The organism is Roseomonas genomospecies 6, assembly GCF_008365375.1.
In the GTDB taxonomy this organism is placed as follows: domain Bacteria; phylum Pseudomonadota; class Alphaproteobacteria; order Azospirillales; family Azospirillaceae; genus Azospirillum.
Genome location: NZ_QOKW01000006.1, coordinates 139,625 through 157,902 on the forward strand (window position 1 = coordinate 139,625; position 18,278 = coordinate 157,902).

At 68.3% G+C, this 18,278-nt stretch carries 13 protein-coding genes; 4 read left to right on the forward strand and 9 right to left on the reverse strand.

Features of this window, described 5'->3' with window-relative positions:
- Positions 1 to 30: 30 nt before the first annotated feature.
- Positions 31 to 231: a hypothetical protein gene (locus DS843_RS10375; RefSeq protein ID WP_149468809.1), complete on the forward strand. Its 201-nt coding sequence runs from the start codon at positions 31 to 33 to the stop codon at positions 229 to 231.
- A gap of 79 nt (positions 232 to 310) precedes the next feature.
- Here DS843_RS10375 and DS843_RS10380 read toward each other — a convergent pair whose 3' ends face one another.
- Positions 311 to 1,666, reverse strand: coding sequence for an ATP-binding protein (locus tag DS843_RS10380; RefSeq protein WP_286192033.1), 1,356 nt, complete (start codon positions 1,664 to 1,666; stop codon positions 311 to 313).
- Positions 1,667 to 2,678: 1,012 nt separating this feature from the next.
- On the opposite strand from DS843_RS10380, the gene DS843_RS10385 reads away from it, so the two are divergent.
- A complete protein-coding gene (locus tag DS843_RS10385; protein WP_149468922.1) occupies positions 2,679 to 4,523 on the forward strand; it encodes a potassium transporter Kup in 1,845 nt (614 codons plus the stop codon).
- 28 nt (positions 4,524 to 4,551) lie between these two features.
- On the opposite strand, the gene DS843_RS10390 is transcribed toward DS843_RS10385, so the two are convergent.
- Entirely contained in the window at positions 4,552 to 5,370 is an 819-nt protein-coding gene (locus DS843_RS10390; protein WP_286192035.1) for an ABC transporter substrate-binding protein, read from the reverse strand.
- Between the two features lie 154 nt (positions 5,371 to 5,524).
- Between DS843_RS10390 and DS843_RS10395 the strand changes: the two genes are divergently transcribed.
- Both DS843_RS10395 and DS843_RS10400 read left to right on the forward strand, forming a co-directional pair.
- On the forward strand, positions 5,525 to 9,025 hold the full coding sequence (locus tag DS843_RS10395) for a response regulator (protein ID WP_286192036.1): 3,501 nt from the start codon (positions 5,525 to 5,527) through the stop codon (positions 9,023 to 9,025).
- Between the two features lie 51 nt (positions 9,026 to 9,076).
- On the forward strand, positions 9,077 to 9,979 hold the full coding sequence (locus DS843_RS10400) for a response regulator (RefSeq protein WP_149468811.1): 903 nt from the start codon (positions 9,077 to 9,079) through the stop codon (positions 9,977 to 9,979).
- Between the two features lie 12 nt (positions 9,980 to 9,991).
- Here DS843_RS10400 and DS843_RS10405 read toward each other — a convergent pair whose 3' ends face one another.
- The 7 genes from DS843_RS10405 to cobD form a co-directional block, all read right to left on the reverse strand.
- Positions 9,992 to 11,134 carry a PP2C family protein-serine/threonine phosphatase gene (locus DS843_RS10405; protein WP_167525258.1) on the reverse strand — a complete coding sequence of 381 codons (1,143 nt, stop codon included), beginning with the start codon at positions 11,132 to 11,134 and terminating at the stop codon, positions 9,992 to 9,994.
- Positions 11,135 to 11,200: 66 nt separating this feature from the next.
- Positions 11,201 to 11,506 carry an STAS domain-containing protein gene (locus DS843_RS10410; protein WP_149468813.1) on the reverse strand — a complete coding sequence of 102 codons (306 nt, stop codon included), beginning with the start codon at positions 11,504 to 11,506 and terminating at the stop codon, positions 11,201 to 11,203.
- Between the two features lie 44 nt (positions 11,507 to 11,550).
- Positions 11,551 to 13,233, reverse strand: a complete 1,683-nt coding sequence (locus DS843_RS10415; protein WP_149468814.1) for a methyl-accepting chemotaxis protein — start codon at positions 13,231 to 13,233, stop codon at positions 11,551 to 11,553.
- Between the two features lie 154 nt (positions 13,234 to 13,387).
- Complete coding sequence (locus DS843_RS10420) at positions 13,388 to 14,695, reverse strand: methyl-accepting chemotaxis protein (RefSeq protein ID WP_149468815.1); 1,308 nt, start codon at positions 14,693 to 14,695, stop codon at positions 13,388 to 13,390.
- Positions 14,670 to 15,221 (reverse strand): PAS domain-containing protein, encoded by a 552-nt coding sequence (locus DS843_RS10425; protein ID WP_149468816.1) that lies wholly within the window; start codon positions 15,219 to 15,221, stop codon positions 14,670 to 14,672. Before DS843_RS10425 ends, DS843_RS10420 begins: the two co-directional genes overlap by 26 nt.
- A 272-nt stretch (positions 15,222 to 15,493) precedes the next feature.
- Complete coding sequence (locus tag DS843_RS10430; RefSeq protein ID WP_286192037.1) at positions 15,494 to 17,062, reverse strand: sensor domain-containing diguanylate cyclase; 1,569 nt, start codon at positions 17,060 to 17,062, stop codon at positions 15,494 to 15,496.
- A 188-nt stretch (positions 17,063 to 17,250) separates the two neighbouring features.
- On the reverse strand, positions 17,251 to 18,273 hold the full coding sequence (gene cobD / locus DS843_RS10435) for a threonine-phosphate decarboxylase CobD (protein ID WP_149468818.1): 1,023 nt from the start codon (positions 18,271 to 18,273) through the stop codon (positions 17,251 to 17,253).
- Positions 18,274 to 18,278 lie beyond the last annotated feature (5 nt).

An 18,278-nucleotide genomic window follows, 5' to 3' on the forward strand; every position in this document is an offset into this window, starting at 1 on the left:
CCATAGGTCATAAAACCACATGGCGGAAACATGGCCTCTACGGATGCGGTGCGTGGTGCGATGGGAACGGTGATCGGCGTCGCGGCGATGGCCTACCTGCTTCTGCTGGCCCGCAGCGCCTGGAAGCAGGGGGAAATGCGCCAATTCCTGCGCAGCCTTGCCATCGTGGCCGCCCTGTGCACGCTGGTTGCCGGGGCGGTGCTCGTCGCCATGCTGCTCGACTCGCGCTGACGCGCCGAAAGCACGAAGGCCCCTTCCCGCCCGGAAGCGGAAAGGGGCCTCCCCGGACCAGTCTGCCGCGGATGGACCGTCAGATCTGGCCGCGCTCGTGGGCCTGCCGCATCAGCACATACTGGCGCATCATCTGGTTGCGGAAGCGGTAGCGGGTCCAACCCGGCTCGACCACCGGCGCCAGCACGCCGCCATACTCCTCCCGGCAGAGCCGTTCCAGGATGTCCAGAGCCTCCCTGGTCGGCGGGACGCCGCCCGGTCCGGCCAATTCCTTCGGGTCGAAGGTACCGTAGGAGTCCGCCGGGCACAGGGCGCAGGCGAGCAGCACGTCCTCCAGCTCGGCGCGGCGTTCGGCGGCCAGGGCGCGGGCGTAGGAGTCCACGATGCCGCGCTCCGCCTCCTGAAGGCAGCGGGTGACGGCGTAGGCGAGGTCTTCCCGCTCCACCACGGTCGAGCCGCGGCTGACCGCGCTGCGGGCCGCGTGCAGGCCGAGAAGCTGCGCGTAATAGGGAAGCCCGCGGACGAACTCGCCGATGCGGTCCACCGCTTCCGGCGCGAAGGCGATGCCGGCGTTCTCGGCGCCCGCGTTGATGAGGCGTCCGATCTCCACGTCGGTCATCAGCGGCAGATGCACCGGCACCAGCGAGCGCTGGATCGACGGGTGCTTGCCCAGAAGCTGGTCGAGGTTCTCCGCCACGCCGACGACCAGCAGGGTCACGGGGATCGAGCTGTCCGTCAGGTTCTTGAACAGCTCCGCCAGCTTGTTGCGGAAATCCTCATCGGTGATGCGGTCGTACTCGTCGAGGATCAGCAGCACATGCGTGGCGTGGATGCCCGCCAGCACCTCGTTCAGCTCCGTCACGCTGAAACCGCCTTCCGGCAGAAGCTCGTTGAAGCTGGTGAAGCTGCGGCGCGAGGCGAAGGGATTGTCGACCCCCGAGCGGTAATAGGTCGACGGGATCTTCTTCAGGAAATGACGGAAGATGTCCTCGAAGCTCAGCTCCGCGCTGCAGGTCAGCTTCAGCGAAAGGTAACCGGCCTGACCGGCGATCTTCTCGATGGCGTTGGCGACGGAGGTCTTGCCGCGACCCCGGTCGCCGAACAGGATGACGTGCGCCCGCTCCTCCTCGATGGCGGAGATGATGCGCTTCAGCGTGTCGGTCCGCCCGATGAACAGGGAGTTCAACTGCTGCTTCGGCCGCGTCGGCGTGAAGGCCTCGCGCAGGAGACCGTTCAACTCCGGCGTCAGCCCCTTCAGCATGGCCGGCGCGCCCACCGCCCCCGGCCCGCGCAGCCCGCCGTTCACCGTCATGGTGAAGCGGGGAAGCTCCGTGTCGGCGGACGGTTGGCCGCGCTGGGCGCCGAGACCGCCGCCCGGACCGCCACCAAGAGGGCTGTTCAGCGGGTCGTGCCGCAGGCCCGACGGGCCGCGCATGGTCTCGCCCAGACCGCCGCCCAGACCACCGCCGCCCAGACCACCTCCACCCAGACCACCTCCACCAAGCCCGCCTCCGATGGGACCGCCGACCGGCCGCAGGTGCGGTGCCGGACGGCCCGCGAGGGGGCTCTGGGATTGAGTCGGTGGGTGACCGTGAGCCGTGTTGCCGGTGGCAGAGCCCGGTCCGGCCGCTCCACCACCCGTGATGCCGCCGCCCATGGACATCCGGTCATCCGCATCGGCGGTCGCCCGCCGCTTCCGAAAGAAGTTTCGCATCCGTCCCGATCCCAGCAATCCGCGTTGTCGCCGCCCGCCGGCTTCGACCGGCGGGTTTCTCATCGTCGCGCCCCTGCCCTGCCCCGGCTGGAGGCGCCGGAGCGGTACGGGGAACGCTTTCCGGATGTAAGCGATGGAACGCCAAGGGTTGCCTGGGATTTCGGATGATCATCCAGAGGAGGATCATCCCTTATGGCGACTCCTTTCGGAGAACCCGCCCCATCAAAGTCCGGCGGCGTGGCCGAGCAACGTCCAGACGAACAGGGTGCCGAACAGGGCCGCCAGACCGGCGAGTTCACGCAGGAAAACCAGGATCGACATGGCAATCTCCTTCATCGATGGGCAGCGCCGCGACGGGCAAGCTGCGAAGGATGGCGACGGCTTCGATGAGGAGAGTCATACCAGAACGAAAAATGAACGCAAGCCTCGAAGTTCTTAATTTGTTCCATTCCGTTCCGGCCCCTCCCTCTTGGTGTGAAGCCTTCCACGCCCTGGCTGGCGGCGTTGCGGAACCGGAACCATATGGTGTTGTGGGGAAGGGTTGATGTAAGGAGAGGAATCGCGGCCGGGGCATTCCACCCGCAAGGCGGAATCACCGACACCGGACCGCGATCCGAACGAACGGACCATCATGGACAGCGGCAACCAGCAAACCGGTGACGGACCGAACGGCGCCGCTCCGGTCTCCGCCCCCGGTTCGGCCCCCACGGGCCATTCTTCTCAGTCCAACCGCATGCCGGCCCTCGTCCTGGGGGCGCTGGGCGTCGTCTACGGCGACATCGGGACCAGCCCGCTCTACACCATGCGGGAGTCCTTCACCCACACCGGCCTTCCCTTGGATGAGCCGACCATTCTCGGCATCCTGTCGCTGGCGACCTGGGCGCTGATCATCGTCGTCACCCTGAAATACGTGCTGCTGGTCATGCGGGCGGACAACCGCGGCGAAGGCGGCGTGCTGGCCCTGGGCACGCTGGCGCACCGGGGGCTGAGTTCCACCTTCGGCAACCGTGCCATCATGGCGCTGGCGATCCTGGGCATGGCGCTGTTCTACGGCGACAGCCTGATCACCCCGGCCATCTCCGTGCTGAGCGCGGTGGAAGGGCTGAAGGTCGTCACCCCCGCCCTGTCCCCCTACATCGTCCCGATCACGGTTGCGGTTCTGACCCTTCTGTTCCTCTTCCAGCGGCAGGGAACGGGCCGGGTGGGCATCTTCTTCGGGCCGATCATGGGCGTTTGGTTCACCACGCTGGCGGTGCTGGGCCTGATGCAGGTGATGCACTGGCCGGACGTGCTGCGCGCGTTCAACCCGCTCTACGGGGTGGCGCTGTTCTTCGACCATGGCTGGGTCGCGTTCCTGACGCTGGGCGCGGTCGTCCTGGCCGTCACGGGGGCGGAGGCGCTCTACGCCGACATGGGCCATTTCGGACGCGCGCCGATCCGTTTGGCGTGGCTCTACCTCGTTCTGCCGGCGCTGCTGCTGAACTATTTCGGGCAGGGCGCCATGCTGCTGCACGAACCGGCGACGCTGGAGAACCCCTTCTTCCATCTGGCGCCGGACTGGGCGCAGCTTCCGCTGGTGATCCTGTCCACGGCGGCGACGGTCATCGCCAGCCAGGCGGTGATCTCCGGCGCCTTTTCGCTGACCCGGCAGGCGGTGCAGCTCGGCTACCTGCCGCGGCGCGAGATCCGCCACACCTCGGAGCATGAGGTCGGGCAGGTCTACATCCCGCGCAACAACTGGCTGCTGCTGATCGGCGTGGTGATCCTGGTGATCGGCTTCGGGTCGAGCAGCAATCTGGCCGCCGCCTACGGCGTGTCGGTGACGGGCGCCATGGCCATCGACACGATCCTGGCCGCGGTGGTGGCGTGGCGGCTGTGGCGCTGGAACCCGCTGCTGGTCGTGGCCGCCTTCTCCATCCTGCTGGTGATCGACCTCGCGCTGTTCGGGGCGACCTTGCTGAAGGTGCCGGACGGCGGCTGGTTTCCGCTTCTGATCGCCGCGGCGGTCTACACGCTGATGACGACGTGGCGCCGGGGCCGCCGCATCCTGGCCGAACGGCTCTACGCCGACGCCCTGCCGATGGACCTGTTCCTTCAGCGCGTCTCGCCGCAATCGCCGCAGCGCGTCGCCGGGACGGCCATCTTCATGACCGGCAACCCCGACGTCGTTCCCCACGCCCTTCTGCACAACATCAAGCACAACCGGGTGCTGCACGAGCGGGTGGTGGTCATGACCGTCATCATCGAGGAGGTGCCCCGCGTCACCCCGGACCGCGCCGTGATGGTGGAGAAGCTTGGCAAGGGCTTCTTCCGCGTCGTCCTGCGCTTCGGCTATCTGGAGCAGCCGCACATTCCCCGCGCGCTGGAGCGGTGCCGCCGCTTCGGCCTGCATCTGGACATGATGGAGACGTCCTTCTTCCTGGGCCGCGAGACCCTGATCTCGTCCCGCTCCACCGGCCTGCCCGGCTGGCGCGAGCCCGCTTTCATCCTTCTGTCGAAGACGGCCCTGTCGGCGACGGAGTTCTTCTGCATCCCGCCGGGGCGGGTGGTCGAGCTGGGCACCCAGGTGGAAATCTGACGGGGGTCGAAATCTGAGGGGGTGAAATCTAATCCCGCGACACGATGGGGGTCAGGCGGAAGCGGGCGGCGGCGGCCTCCAGCCTCCCGTCGCCCTTGACCGCCTCGACGAACCGGTTCACCCGATCCAGCCAAGCGGGGTCCCCGGGCGCCACCGCATAGGCATAGGGCGTGGTCTGCACCGGGCGATCCGGCGCGATCAGATGCGCCCATTGGTGAAAGGCCAGCATCCGCTGCCCATAGGGATAATCGGTCAGAAAGGCGTCGGCGCGTCCGGACTGGACCTCCTCCTCCCGCTCCTGCGGTCCCGACACGATGTGGACGCTGGCCTTGCGAAAGGTCCGGTGCGCGAAATCGTCCATGAAGGTGCCCTTCTGGACGGCCACCACCATGCCCTCCTGGTCCAGATCGTCCCACCGCAGGATGCGCGGATGCGTCTGGGAGGACACGGCATAGATGCCGCTGCGCAGGTAGGGCCGGCTGAAGGCCACCTTCTCCGCACGGGCCGCGGTCACGCCGATCCCGAACATGCCGATGTCGCACCGGTCGCCCAGCAGGTCGGCGATGAAGCTCGGGAAACCGCTTTCCATGAAGCTCACCCGCGCGCCCAGATCCTGGGCGAAGGCCCGCGCCATGTCGATGTCCAGCCCCTGAAGCTCCCCGCTGTAAGGGTTGCGGTAGGAGATGGCGTAATAGTCCGGCCACATGCAGACGCGAAGCAGCCCGGTGCGCTGCACCCGGTCCAGCCGGCTCTCCGCCTGGGCCGGCGCCGTGCCGGCGACCAGAAACGACGTCTGGAGCGCCGTATGAAGCGCCAATGCCGTCAGTGCGATGAACAGACGCCGCACGCCCTTGCGCCCCCGGATTGCGGCCCCGAAATCGGCCTCTCAGACCGCGGCAGGATAGCACCGCCCCCCCTTGCTGCACAGCGGATGCTTGCGATTCGCCAGCCCCCTGTTAAGATTCTCGCGACGTCAGCACACCCCCATGGAGCCGCGCGTGATGGCCGGATCTGGCCTGTTCCAGCATCGGGGTGCCCTCCTCGCGCTGGCCTTCCTGTCGGTGATGGCCCTTCTGTTCGCAGTCGCCTACGACGTCCATGTCGACCGGCAATTGACGCTGAAGAACGCGGCGGAGAACGTCGACAATCTGGCGAGCGCTTTGGAAGCGTCGATCAGCCGCACGGTCCAGACGGTGGACGTCACGCTGGCCTCCGTCGGCGATGCCGTGCATTTCAGTGGCCTGCTGCGCGGTTCGGCAGCTCAAGGCGGCGAAGACGCCGCGCTGTCGCTCCTGCTTCAGGAGCGGCTCCGCCGCTCGCCGCACATCCGCGGCCTGTCCGTGCTCGACCGGTACGGCGTTCTGGCGGCAACCACGGAGGACCCGCGGCTGGTCGGCTCCTCCTTCGCCGAGTTGGACCTGTTCCGCTCCCACCTGTCCGGGAGGAGCAGCGGGCTCCATGTCGGCAATCCGGTGCGGGGGCGCTTCCTGGCGCCGGGTGGCGTGGCGGGCGACCGATCCGGAAAATGGGTCCTGCCGATGAGCCGGGCCATCCGCGGATCGGATGGGGAGCTTCTGGGAGTGGCGGTCGCCTCGGTCAATCCCGAATATCTGCAAAGCGTCTTCCGGGCGGTGCGCAACGGCCTGCGTGGCACGGTGTCTCTCTACCGCCAGGACGGGGTGCTTCTGACCCGGCTTCCGCAGGACGGGGCGGAGGGCATCGGCGCGCTGATGGCGGGGACCGATCTGTTTCGGCTTCATGTTCCCGCTGCCGAAGGCGGCGTGTTCCGGGAAACCGCGCCGGACGGGAGCGCGCGCATCACCGCCTATCGTGTGACGCCGATCTGGCCGCTGGTTCTGGCGATCAGCCGCAGCGAGGACGAGGAACTGGCGGGCTGGTGGACCAACCAGATGGAACTCGCCGCCATCGCGCTGGGCTCCGGGCTGGTCATCCTGCTGTTCGCCACCGTGCTGACCGTGCTGCGCCGCAAGGACGCCGAGTTGGAGGACGGCAACGCCCGTTTCAACGCGCTTCTGGAAACCGCCGTGGAGGGCATTCTGACGGCGCGGGCCGACGGCGTCATCGAGTCCGCGAACACCGCGGCCCACCGCATCTTCGGCTATCCGCCCGGCAGCCTGATCGGACGCCATCTGCGGGATTTGATGGAGCAGCGGCACCACGCCGCCCACAGCCGCATCATGGACGCCATCGCGGCGGGTTCCCGCCGGATCGGCCCGAACTTCTCCCGCGAGGTGGACGGGTTGCGGATGAATGGGGAGGTGTTTCCCCTGGACCTGTCCCTGGCCGAGGTGCGGACGCAGCAGGGCATCCTCTTCGCCGCCTTCTTCCGCGACCTGTCGGAACGCAAACGCGTGGAGCGGGCACTCACAGACGCCAAGGAGAAGGCCGAGGCCGGGCAGCGCAGCAAGATGGAATTCCTGGCGACCATGAGCCACGAGATCCGGACGCCCATGAACGGGGTGATCGGCATGGCCGGCCTGCTTCAGGAAACCGACCTCGACGACGAGCAGCGCGGCTATGCCGACACCATCCGCGATTCCGCGGAATCGCTGCTGACCATCATCAACGACATCCTGGACTTCTCGAAGATCGACGCCGGGCGCCTCACGCTGGAGATTTCCGACTTCGAAGCCGTGCCGCTGGTGGAAAGCGTCGTCGAACTGCTGGCCCCGCGCGCCGCCGCGAAGGGGTTGGAACTGGCCTTCCACGTTCCTCCGGCTCTGCACGCGCCGCTGCGTGGCGATCCCGGGCGGTTGCGCCAGATCCTCATCAACCTTGCGGGAAACGCGATCAAGTTCACCGACCACGGCAGCGTGACCGTCGTGCTGTCGGTGGAGCAGGAGACCGCCACCGAAGAGGACGGCGGGCCGGAACCGCAAGGCGCGGAGAACCGCGCCCCGCAGGAAACACCCGTGACCGTCCGGTTCGAGGTGCGCGACACCGGCATCGGCATCGCCACGGCGGACCGCAAGCGGCTGTTCACCATGTTCAGCCAAGTGGACGGGTCGTCGGCCCGCCGTCACGGCGGGACGGGGCTGGGCCTGGCCATCTGCAAGCGCCTGACGGAGCTGATGGGCGGACGCATCGGCGTGCACAGCATGCCCGGCGAAGGCAGCGTCTTCTGGGTCACCATCCCGTTGTGGCGCGGCACCCGGATGGAAGCCGCGCCCGCGCCGCGGCAGCCGGGCTCCTGGGCCGGGCGGCGGATTCTGCTGGTGGACGATGTGACGGTGAACCGCGAATTGCTCGCCCGTCAGCTCGCCGCGATTGGGCTGGAGACCGAGTCCATCGCCACGGGAGAGGATGCCCTGCGCCGGCTTCTGGCCGCTCGGGCGGAGGGCCGGCCCTTCGACGCCGCCATCCTCGATCTCTGCATGCCGGGGCTGACCGGGCCGGAACTGGCCGCCCGCATCCGTGCCGAGCCCGCCCTGGCCGACCTTCCTCTGGCGCTGGCCTCGTCCCACCGGATGGACGAGCTGGACGGGAACGCCGCCGGTGTCGACGAGGTGCGGATCGTCAAGCCCATCCGCTCCGCGGCGCTCCGCGCGGCCCTGTCGCGCCTGTTCCACCGCCATGAGCCAGGGGACCCGTCGCAGGGCGCACCCCCGGCACGGCAAGGCACGCCCGACATGGAATCGCCAGGGGAATCGCCAGGGGAGGCGCCCGGAACGGCCCGCCGCCGCGTTCTGGTGGCCGAGGACAACCCGGTGAATCTCCAGGTGACTCTGGCCCTGCTGCGGCGGGCCGGCCATATGGTCGATTCCGTGTCGAACGGGCTGGAGGCGGTCAACGCCGTCGCCGCCCTGCCCTACGATCTCGTCCTGATGGATGTGCAGATGCCGGAGATGGACGGACTCGCGGCCAGCCGCGCCATCCGCGAACTCGACGGCCCCGCCGCCCAGGTTCCCATCGTCGCCATGACCGCCAACGCCATGATGGGGGATCAGGCCGCGTGTCTGGCCGCCGGAATGGACGATTACCTGCCCAAGCCCATCGCGGCGGAGCAGCTTCTTCGAGTCGTCAATCGTTGGGGCGGTTCCGGGATGGGCGGCGGTGCCGTCAAACCGACATCGCATTCGGAGGCCAAGGCGGCCCCGCCGCGGATCGACCACGCCAAGCGCAAGGACCTGCGCGCCGCGATCGGGGACGAAGGCTTTGCCCTGCTGATGAAAACCTTCCTCCGCGAAACGGCCATCCACCTCGACCGGCTGGGGCGGGGCGCGCAGGACGGCGATTTCGCCGTGGTGGAGCGCGAGGCCCATATCCTCAAGGGAGCAGCGGGCAACGTCGGCTTCGCCGAAGCCGCCGCGCTGGCCGACGGACTTTTGGCGGCGGCCCGTCGGAAGGACGCCGCCAGCATCGCCGGGGACCGCATCCAGGCCCTGGAAGCCGCCCTGAGGGAGGCCGAGCGGGCTTGCGCCCCCCGGGACGATGTGCCGAGCGGGCGGGAGATGGTGGCACCGGGGAAGGGACTTGTGTAAAATTGCAAGACCGGTGAGGCATTTCCCGCATTCCGACGTGAGTTCGCCGCCATGGCCGATCCCATCACCGCCCTCGTCGTGGACGACGAGGAGATGAGCCGTGCCATCGCGTCCGGTTATCTGGCGCGCATGGGTTACCGGACACTGGAGGTTCCGACCGGAAAGGCGGCCTGGGAGCTTCTGTCCGGGCGGCGGCAGCCGGTGCATATGGTGCTGCTGGACCGGCACCTGCCCGACATGGACGGCGTGGCCCTGCTGGCCCGGATGAAGGCCGATGCGGAGCTGGCCTCCATTCCCGTGGTCATGCAGACCACCTCCGACAGCAGCGCGGACATCGCGCAGGCGATCCAGGCCGGCGTCTTCTACTATCTCATCAAGCCCTATCATGGGGATCTGCTGCGCTCCGTCGCGGCGGCGGCCATCGACGACCACACGCGGCTGAAGCGGTTGGAGGGCGACGTGCGCTCCCACGCCGGGGCCATGGCCCTGCTTCAGGAGGGCGTCTTCCACTTCCGTACCCCGCAGGAGGCCCACAATCTCGCCGTCGCGGTGTCCTCCGCGCTGCCGAAGACCCGCAAGCTCGCCTTCGGGCTGGTGGAGTTGCTTCTCAACGCGGTGGAGCACGGCAATCTCGGCATCGGCTACGAGACGAAAAGCGCGCTGAAGCAGGGCAACCGCCTGACACGGGAGATCGAGGAGCGGCTCGCCCGCCCGGAGAACCACGCCAAGTTCGCCACCCTGCGAATCGAACGTGCCCCCGGGTCCGTCGCCTTCACCGTATCGGACATGGGCGAAGGCTTCGACTGGACCCGTTACCTCTCCATGGATGCCAACCGGCTGAGCGCCTCGCATGGCCGCGGCATCGCGCTGGCCCGCATGATCGCCTTCGACGAGCTGACCTACCTCGGCAGCGGCAGCACCGTGGTCGGCACCGTGCGGCTGGCCGATCCCTGACGGTCGGCTCCGTTACATCGCGCGGGTCATCCAGAGCGCCGTCAGGTCGTCGGCGAGCGGGCGCGGCATCACCGTGAAGTAGCGCTCCAGCAGGGCCGGCAGCTTTCCCTCTCCGCTGCACCGGCGCACGAGGTCGAGCACTCCGTCATAGCCGAAGGGCCGCCCCTCCCAATCGCGCGCTTCGAACAGGGCGTCGCTGAACAGGAACAGGAAGGCGCCGGGCGGGAAGTCGAGGCAACGGTTGCGGTAGCGGGCCTCCGCCGAAACCCCGAGCGGCAGGCCGACGCTCTCCCCCACCCGCAGGGTCCGGCCGGGAACGCCGATGATCGGCTTCGGCGCGCCGGCGGTGGCATAGGTCAGCCGGTGTTCCGCGGTGTCCACCACCGCGTAGAGCATCGCCGCGAACTGCGTCTCCGGCAACAGCCCGACCAGCAAGCGGTTGATCGCCCCCAGCATCGCCGCCGGATCGTCGCCGGGCAGGTCGATCTTGGCGAGCAGGGCGTGCAGGCGGAAGGTGTTCAGCGCCGCCGCCACCCCATGGCCGGTGAAGTCGCAGAGGAACACGGCGAAGCGCGTCGCGTCGATGGCCCGCGCGCCCCAGATGTCGCCGCCCAATTCGGAGCTGGATTCGAAATGGCTGTCCAGCCGGACGGCGTAGCGCTTCTCCAGATCCCGCACCTCGGCGGCGTCCGGCAACAGGCCGAGTTGCATGTCGCGGGCGATCGCCATGCGCTGGACGGCGCCGGTGTGGAACGCCTGAAGACTGCGTATGACCTCCTGCAAGGAACGGTTGAGCGAGCGGTTTTCGAGATGGAGGCGCAGCCGGGCGTTCAGTTCGGTCCGCAGGACCGGGCGCGCGATGATGTCCGTGGCGCCGAGCGCCAGCGCCCGCCCGCGCTCCGCCGCCGACGCGAAACGCCCGATCACCACGACCGGCAGGTCCCGAACGCCGCAGCCGGCGCGCAGCCCGTCGATCAATTCCGGCGTTCCCCGAACCAGCGACCAGTCCAGCAGCGCAAGGTCGGGCCGCGTCGCCTCGGCCAATGCCAATGTCTCTTCCGGGTCGAAGGCCAGATCGACGGTGCGGACGCCGATGGCCCCGAAGCTGTCGCGCAACGCCGACGCCACGCCGACCCGCGGCTGACCCAGCAGCACCCTTTGGCCGCCGGAGGCTGGGCGCGCGGCGGTCGGCCCGGCAGGCGCGTTCGTCGCCACCGAGGATCAGAAATCGCAGGTGATGATGGTGTGGAACTCCGAAATCTCGATCATCTCCCGCACCTGCCCGCGCGGCCGCCGCAGCCGAAGCTTCACCCGCGAGCGGTTTGCCGTGTTGTTGGCGAGCACGAGAAGGCCGAGTCCCGCCGAATCGATGAAGTCGAGGCTTTCCAGGTTCAGCACGCAGTCGGTGAAGGCGCCGCCTTCCATGCCTTCGATGATCTTGCGGAAATCGTCGTTGGATTCGAAGGTCAGTTGCCCCCGCAGGTCGATTTCCCGGACGGCGCCCTGGTTGCGGACGGTGTAGTTCATATCGCACCCATCATTGAACGGTCTTGCGGCTGCATCCGGCACGGTCAGGCGTTTCGCACGCCGGCCAGCAGCACGTCCACTTCATTGCGCAGCGCTTCCGCCGGCTCCCGCAGATCCTTGGCCGCCCACAGCACCTGGAAGGCGGACCCGTAGGACGCCGCGCTCGCCTGGGTCAGGGCCACGACGCTGCGCGCCGCCGTGGTGGTGTCGTCGCTGACCGACAGGGCGTTGCGGGAAATCTCCTCCGTCGCGCCGCGCTGCTGCTCCACCGCCGTGGCGATGGTGGAGGAGACCTCGCGCATGCGCTCGATGATGCCGCTGATCGACCCGATGGCGCCGACCGCCGCGCCGGTGGCCTCCTGCACGGCGCCGATCTGTTCCACGATGTCCTCGGTCGCCTTGGCGGTCTGGTTGGCGAGGTTCTTCACCTCGCTCGCCACCACCGCGAATCCCTTGCCGGCCTCCCCCGCCCGCGCCGCCTCGATGGTGGCGTTCAGGGCCAGCAGGTTCGTCTGGCTGGCTATGGCGGTGATGAGTTGGACGACCTCGCCGATCCGCTCTGCCGCCTGGGCGAGGCTCTGCACCATGACGTTGGCGCGCTGCGCCTCCTCCACCGCCTCCGTCGCGATGACGGAGGAGCCGACCACCTGGCTGCCGATTTCCCGGATCGAGGCGGAGAGCTGCTGCGCCGCGCTGGCCACCTGCTGGATGTTGCTGCGCGACCGCTCGGCGGAGCGGGCGACCTCCAGCGTGCGCCGCGACGTGCGGTTGACGCCGCTGCCCATGTCCTCCGCCGTGGCGCGGATCTTGTCGGCGCCCGCGTTCACCGCGGACAGACGCTCCTCCGCCTTGCCTTCGAAGTCGCGCAGAAGCAGCTCGATGCGCTGGGCGCGCTCGATCCGGGTCCGGCTCTCCGCTTCCTGCTGCGCCTTCAGGGCCGCGGCCTGCCGCAGGCTGTCCTTGAAGGCGACGATGGCGCGCGCGATGGCGCCGATCTCGTCCGACCGGTCCGTCGCGGGAACGGTCACGTCGTAATCGTTGGCCGACAGACGCCCCAGCACCGCGTTCAGCCGGCCGACCGGCGACAGCAGCCGGCGCACCAGAAGGATCGACATCAGACAGGCGAGAAGCGCCACCCCGCCGGCCGTCAGCGCGATGGCTCCGATCAATGGATTCACCATGGCGAAGAAGTCGCTCTTCTTCAGCCCGACCACCAGCACCCCGATCACCGCCCCCTTGGCATCGCGGATCGGTTCATAGGCGGTGAAGTAGGTTTCGCCCAGAACCTCGTTCACACCGTAGTAGGGCTTGCCGTCGCGCAGGACCGCGTCGGAGACCGGCCCCGGCCCCAGCCGCGTGCCGATGGCCCGGCTGCCGTCCGGCTTGATGACGTTGGTGGCCACGCGCGTGTCACCCATCATCACCGACGCGACCCCGCCGCCGCCGATGCGGGCGATGCGGTCGACCACCTCGTTGTTGTCGTTCAGCACCGTGTTGCCGGCGTACAGCTTGCCGTCCTGGACGCGGAATTCCGATCCCAGATGGCGCAGCACCTCCCACGCGATGGCGACGTTGGATTCCTGGCGGCGGGCCGCCTGCTCGGCCATCTCGGCACGGATCAGGTGCAGCGACACCGCGACCGTGCAGGCCGCCAGCAGCAGAAGCCCGCCGAGGCTCAAGGCCACCACCTTGGCCGTGATGGACAGACGGGCGAACAGACGACACATACGGGCACTCCAGCAAATCACCGGAGGCAGTCTATCAGTTCGGATGAAAATCGATCAATCATACCACCCCAAGGACATAAAGCCGCAGGGATGGCGTCATATCCGGTCATGCATAGGGAAAGAAAACGCCCCAGACGCGGAGCCCCGTCCTTTCTCAGCGCTGCCCGCCGCAGACCCGTGCCACGAAACTGTCGATGTCGCCGTTCAGCGTCACGGCGCGGCGCGCCAGCTCCCCGGCGGACGACAGCACCTGACTGGCGGCGGCGCTGGCGTCCTGCGCGCCGGATGACACGCTGGTCACCGCGTCGGCGACGGTGCGCACGCCCGCCGATGCCTCGCGGATGGAGCGGCTGATCTCGTCGATGGCCGCGCTCTGCTGCTCGGCGGCGCCGGCGATGCCCACGGCGATCTCGTCGATGTCGTGGATCATGCCGCCCACATGCTGGATCACCGCCGCCGTGTCGCGGGTCACCGACTGGACCTGGGCAATCTGGGCGGTGATGTCCTCCGTCGCCTTGGCCGTCTGGTTGGCGAGGTTCTTCACCTCGGTCGCCACGACCGCGAATCCCTTTCCGGCCTCGCCGGCCCGCGCCGCCTCGATGGTCGCGTTCAGCGCCAGCAGGTTCGTCTGGCTGGCAATGTCGTTGATGAGCTGGACGACCGCGCCGATCTGGTCGGAGGCGGCCAGAAGCGATTGGATGGTGGAGTCCGCCTCCCGCACCTTCTGCACCGAACTGCGGGCGAGGTCGGCGGTGCGGGACACGCCGCGGGCCACCTCGCCGATGGCGCCCGACACCTCGCCGGTCGCCGCGGCCACCCCGTCCACGTTGGACGACACCTGCTCCGCCGCGGAGGCCGCGGAAAAGGACTGCTCGCTGGTCGTGGCGGCGGTCGCCGTCATGGCGGTGGAGGAGGCTTCGAGCTGGGCCGCGCTCGCCGACAGGCTCTGCGCCACCTCCTTGATGTTGGCGCCGATGCGGGTGGCGCTCTCCACGAATTCGCGGCTCTTGCCGTCCATGGCGGCGAGGCCGTCGTTGATCTGGCGGGCGTAGGCGCCGAACTCCCCGACCATGCCGGTCATCACGATACGGCGGTAATATTGGCCTTCCGCCGCGTGCTGCATGGCCGCGTTGGCCTCCTTGCCGAAGGATTCCACGCGGTCCAGAAGGCGGTTGATGGTCCGCAGCATGTCCGCGATGGGGCTGTTTCCCCGGATGTTCAGGATGCGCGGCTGAAGATCCCCCTTCTCCGCCGCTGCGATCACCTCCATCGCCTTCCGGATGGTCCGGTTGGTCAGGGACAGCCAGCGGATGGCGGCAAGGCAGGGCACGACCGCCAGAAGGCCCAGCGCGGCGGCGGCGATGTCCCCGCTGGCGAGACCATACACCACTTGCGCCGCCGACAGCAGGGCGACCAGAACGGCGGCGGCGAGCGATTTAGAGACTGAAGACAAACTCGTCATAGCTCGTGCCCTTGTCGCGCAGGAGTTTTTCCAGCATGGCCCCGGAGGCCGCCATGGCCGCGTTCCGGTCGGCGTGCCGCGCCTCTTCCGCCCGCAGCGCGGCGTAAAGGCCGGCCGCGGCCTCCACCGCCGGCCCCGCCGGCACGCGCCGGCTCGAATGGTATCCGGTGATGGACCGCCCGTTCCCGTTGTCCGGATTGCCGAAGACCGGGGTGACATGGGCGAACACCCAATAATGGTCGCCACCCTTCGCCCGGTTGATGACATAGGCGAAGATTTCGTTCCCGGCCTCGATCCGGCTCCACAACAGCTTGTAGACGCAGCGCGGCATGTCCGGATGGCGGACGATGTTGTGCGGCTGCCCCAGAAGCTCCGCTTCGCTGTACCCGCTGATGCGCAGGAACACGTCGTTGGCGTAGGTGATGCGTCCCTTGAGATCGGTCTTCGAGACGATGATCTCGTCGCGGTGGAAGGTCCGCTCCCGCCCGGTCAGGGTACCATCTGCGCCGCCTGTGCCGACCGCCATGACCGTCCGCCTCTCAAACGCCCGGAGAGCTTCGAATACCCGGCGAACGGTCCAGCCCTTCGCCCGATGGTATTACCTTTCGTTAATCAACTCATAGCGTACGTAATAACCGGATTGCTTTAAAAACGGACGGCTCAGGAGTGCGGCAAATTGTACCACATGCGTCACGCGCATGAAGGGTTGAACCACGCCGCGCGGTTCGGAGTCCCGGACGGGAAGGCAGCCACTTCCATGACTGAAATTTTATGAAAATTCGCCGAAAGATGGCGGTGTCACATGCCCTGTTCGTAGACGACCACCCGGTTGCGCCCCTCGCGCTTGGCCCGGTAGAGCGCAAGGTCGGCGCGGTGAATGGCCTTTTCCAGCGTGTCGTAGGCGCCGTCCAGGGCGGAGATACCGATGCTGCTCGTCAGATGGAACCGGCCCTCGGGCCCCGGGATCGCCATGCGGGACAGATGCCGGCGCACCCGTTCCGCCACCACGCGGGATTCCTCCGCCGTGGCGCCGGGAAGGACCACAACGAACTCCTCCCCGCCCAGACGGCCCAGGATGTCGTATTCGCGCAGGATCGCCTGACAGCCGCCCGCCACCATGCGCAGGGCGTCGTCGCCGGTGGCGTGGCCGTAGCTGTCGTTGATGCGCTTGAAATGGTCCACGTCGAGCACGAAGACCGACATCGGCTCGCTGAAGCGGTGGGCGCGGGCCAGTTGGGAGCGCGCCAGCTCCATGAAGGAGCGCCGGTTGTAGATGCCGGTCAGCGGATCGCGGGAGGCCATGTCCCGCAACGCCTCCTCCATGTTCCGGCGGTCGGTGTAGTCGTAGATCCAGGCGAGATTCACCTGCACGCCCTGAATCACGGCCTGGTTGACCGTGAACAGCGTCCAGAAGGACGATCCGTCGGCCCGGCGGAACTGCACCTCCATGTTGGTCACCGACCCGTAGGAGCGCAGCCGCTCGATCACCCGTTCCCGCTGGTTGCGGTCCAGATAGTAGTCGCGGGCCTGCCGGCCGATCAGATCCTCGCGCTTCAGCCCGATCAGCTCCGCGAAGCGGGTGTTGACGAAGACGATCTTGCCGTCTTCGCGGCGCGACACCGAAACGCCGATGGGGCTCTGCTCCAGAATGGCCTGAAGCCGCTCCTCGCTGGGCAGCCCCTCGGTCAGGTCGTGGATCACGCCGACGATGCCGCCCAGATTTCCGGCGTTGTCGCAGAACACCGCCTTGGTCAGGCTGGTCAGCCGGGTCGAGCCGCCGGCGAAGGGCACCGCCTCCTCGTAGCTGCGCTGGCCCCAGTTGACGATCAGTTCGCGGTCCTGGTCGGTGTGCAGCTTGGCGATCTGCGGGTCCATCACCGCGAAGGCGGTCTTGGCGACGATGCTCCGGCGCTCCAGCCCGGTGTAGCGCTCGAAGGCGTCGTTGCAGTCGGTGTACTCACCCGCCGCGTTCTTCACGAAGACCGGGACCGGAAGCGTCTCGAACAGAACCTCCTTCATCAGGAGCTGGTCGCGCAGAGCGGCCTGCGCCTGCCGGTGGTGGGTGACGTCGGTGAGAATGCGCAAGGACAGCCGTTCGCCCTGAGGGTCCGCGATGGGGCCGACCGACTCCGCCACCCAGACGATACCGCCGTCCAGGCGCCGCAATCGTCGTTCGCCGGAGGCATCCGCCGGCGCCGGGAGGAAGACGTCCTCCAGTTCGAGCGCAGCGAGACCGAGGCCGGTCAGGGCGCCGGGGGCGTAGTGAAGCAGGCTGTGCAAGGCCGGGTTGGCGTAGAGGATGATCCCGTCGTCCCTGGTGACGCAGACCCCCGTCGGCAGCGTGTCGAACACGCGCCACAGCGCCACCCGGGTTTCCTCCGCGTCCCCTGAAGGGTTCATCGATCCGACCGAATCAAGCATGGCCCCCACAGCGTCATGGAAGATTCTTGCGCCACGAAGGGGCAAACCAAGAGTACGTTAGCCGATGCGCCTTTTGGCCTCTGTGTGCCATCTTGTCGCGCTATGGTGGTGATCGCCCAAAACGAAACCAAAATCTATCGAATTTTGAACATTTCGCATGCAGCGGCCAAGCGATCCTCTGCCGCTCCGTCCACCGGCAGCCCCAGCCGCAGCCAGTCCGACCGATAGTCGAACCGGCGCACCAGCACCCCGGCACGCCCCAACTCATTGTAAAGCGCAACCGCCCCGGGTTCGCAAATAAGACGAAAGAGCGACGTCCCTCCGACGATCGTCAGGCCGGCCTCCGCCAGCCGGGCGTCGAGCCGTGCCGCGGCGGCGTCCAGACGGCGGCGGGTGGCGGCGATCCAGGCCGAATCGGACAGCGCCGCGGTGGCGACGGACAGCGCCGGACCCGACACCGCCCAAGGCCCCACGGCGGCGCGCAGCGCCCGGACCAGCGCCGGTTCGCCGAGCAGGAAGCCGAGCCGGAGACCGGCCAACCCGAAGAACTTGCCGAAGGAACGCAGGATCACCAGCCCTGGCCGCCCCGCCTCCGCCGCCACGCTGCTCTCCGGGGTGACCTCGGCGAAAGCCTCGTCCACCACCAGCCAGCCCCCCCGCGCCGCCTGCCGCTCCGCCAGCGCCAGCAGGATTTCCGGTGGGACGATGCGGCCATCCGGATTGTTCGGGTTGACGACGACGATCACGTCGGCATCGCATCCCGCCAGCGACGCAGCCGCGACGACGCGATGGCCGGCGCCGGCCCATCCCGCCGCGTGCTCCGCATAGGTCGGCGCCAGCACGGCGACCGTTCCCGGCGCCCGCAGCCGCGGCAGGATCTGGATCAGCGCCTGCGAACCGGGGGCCGCCGCGACCCTGTCCGGCGACGGCGCGCCGTAGCAGACCGCCGCGGCCTCGCGCAGCGCCGATTCGGCCGAGCGGCCCGGCAGGCGCGCCCAGGCGTCCACCGGGATGGGTGGCAGCGGATAGGGCCAGGGGTTGATGCCGGTGGACAGGTCCACCCAGGGTTCCGGCGCACCGGGAAAGGCCGCCCGCGCGCCGTCGAGGTCGCCGCCATGGACGATCCCCTTGGACCCCGCCACCGTTTCCGCCATCATCCCGC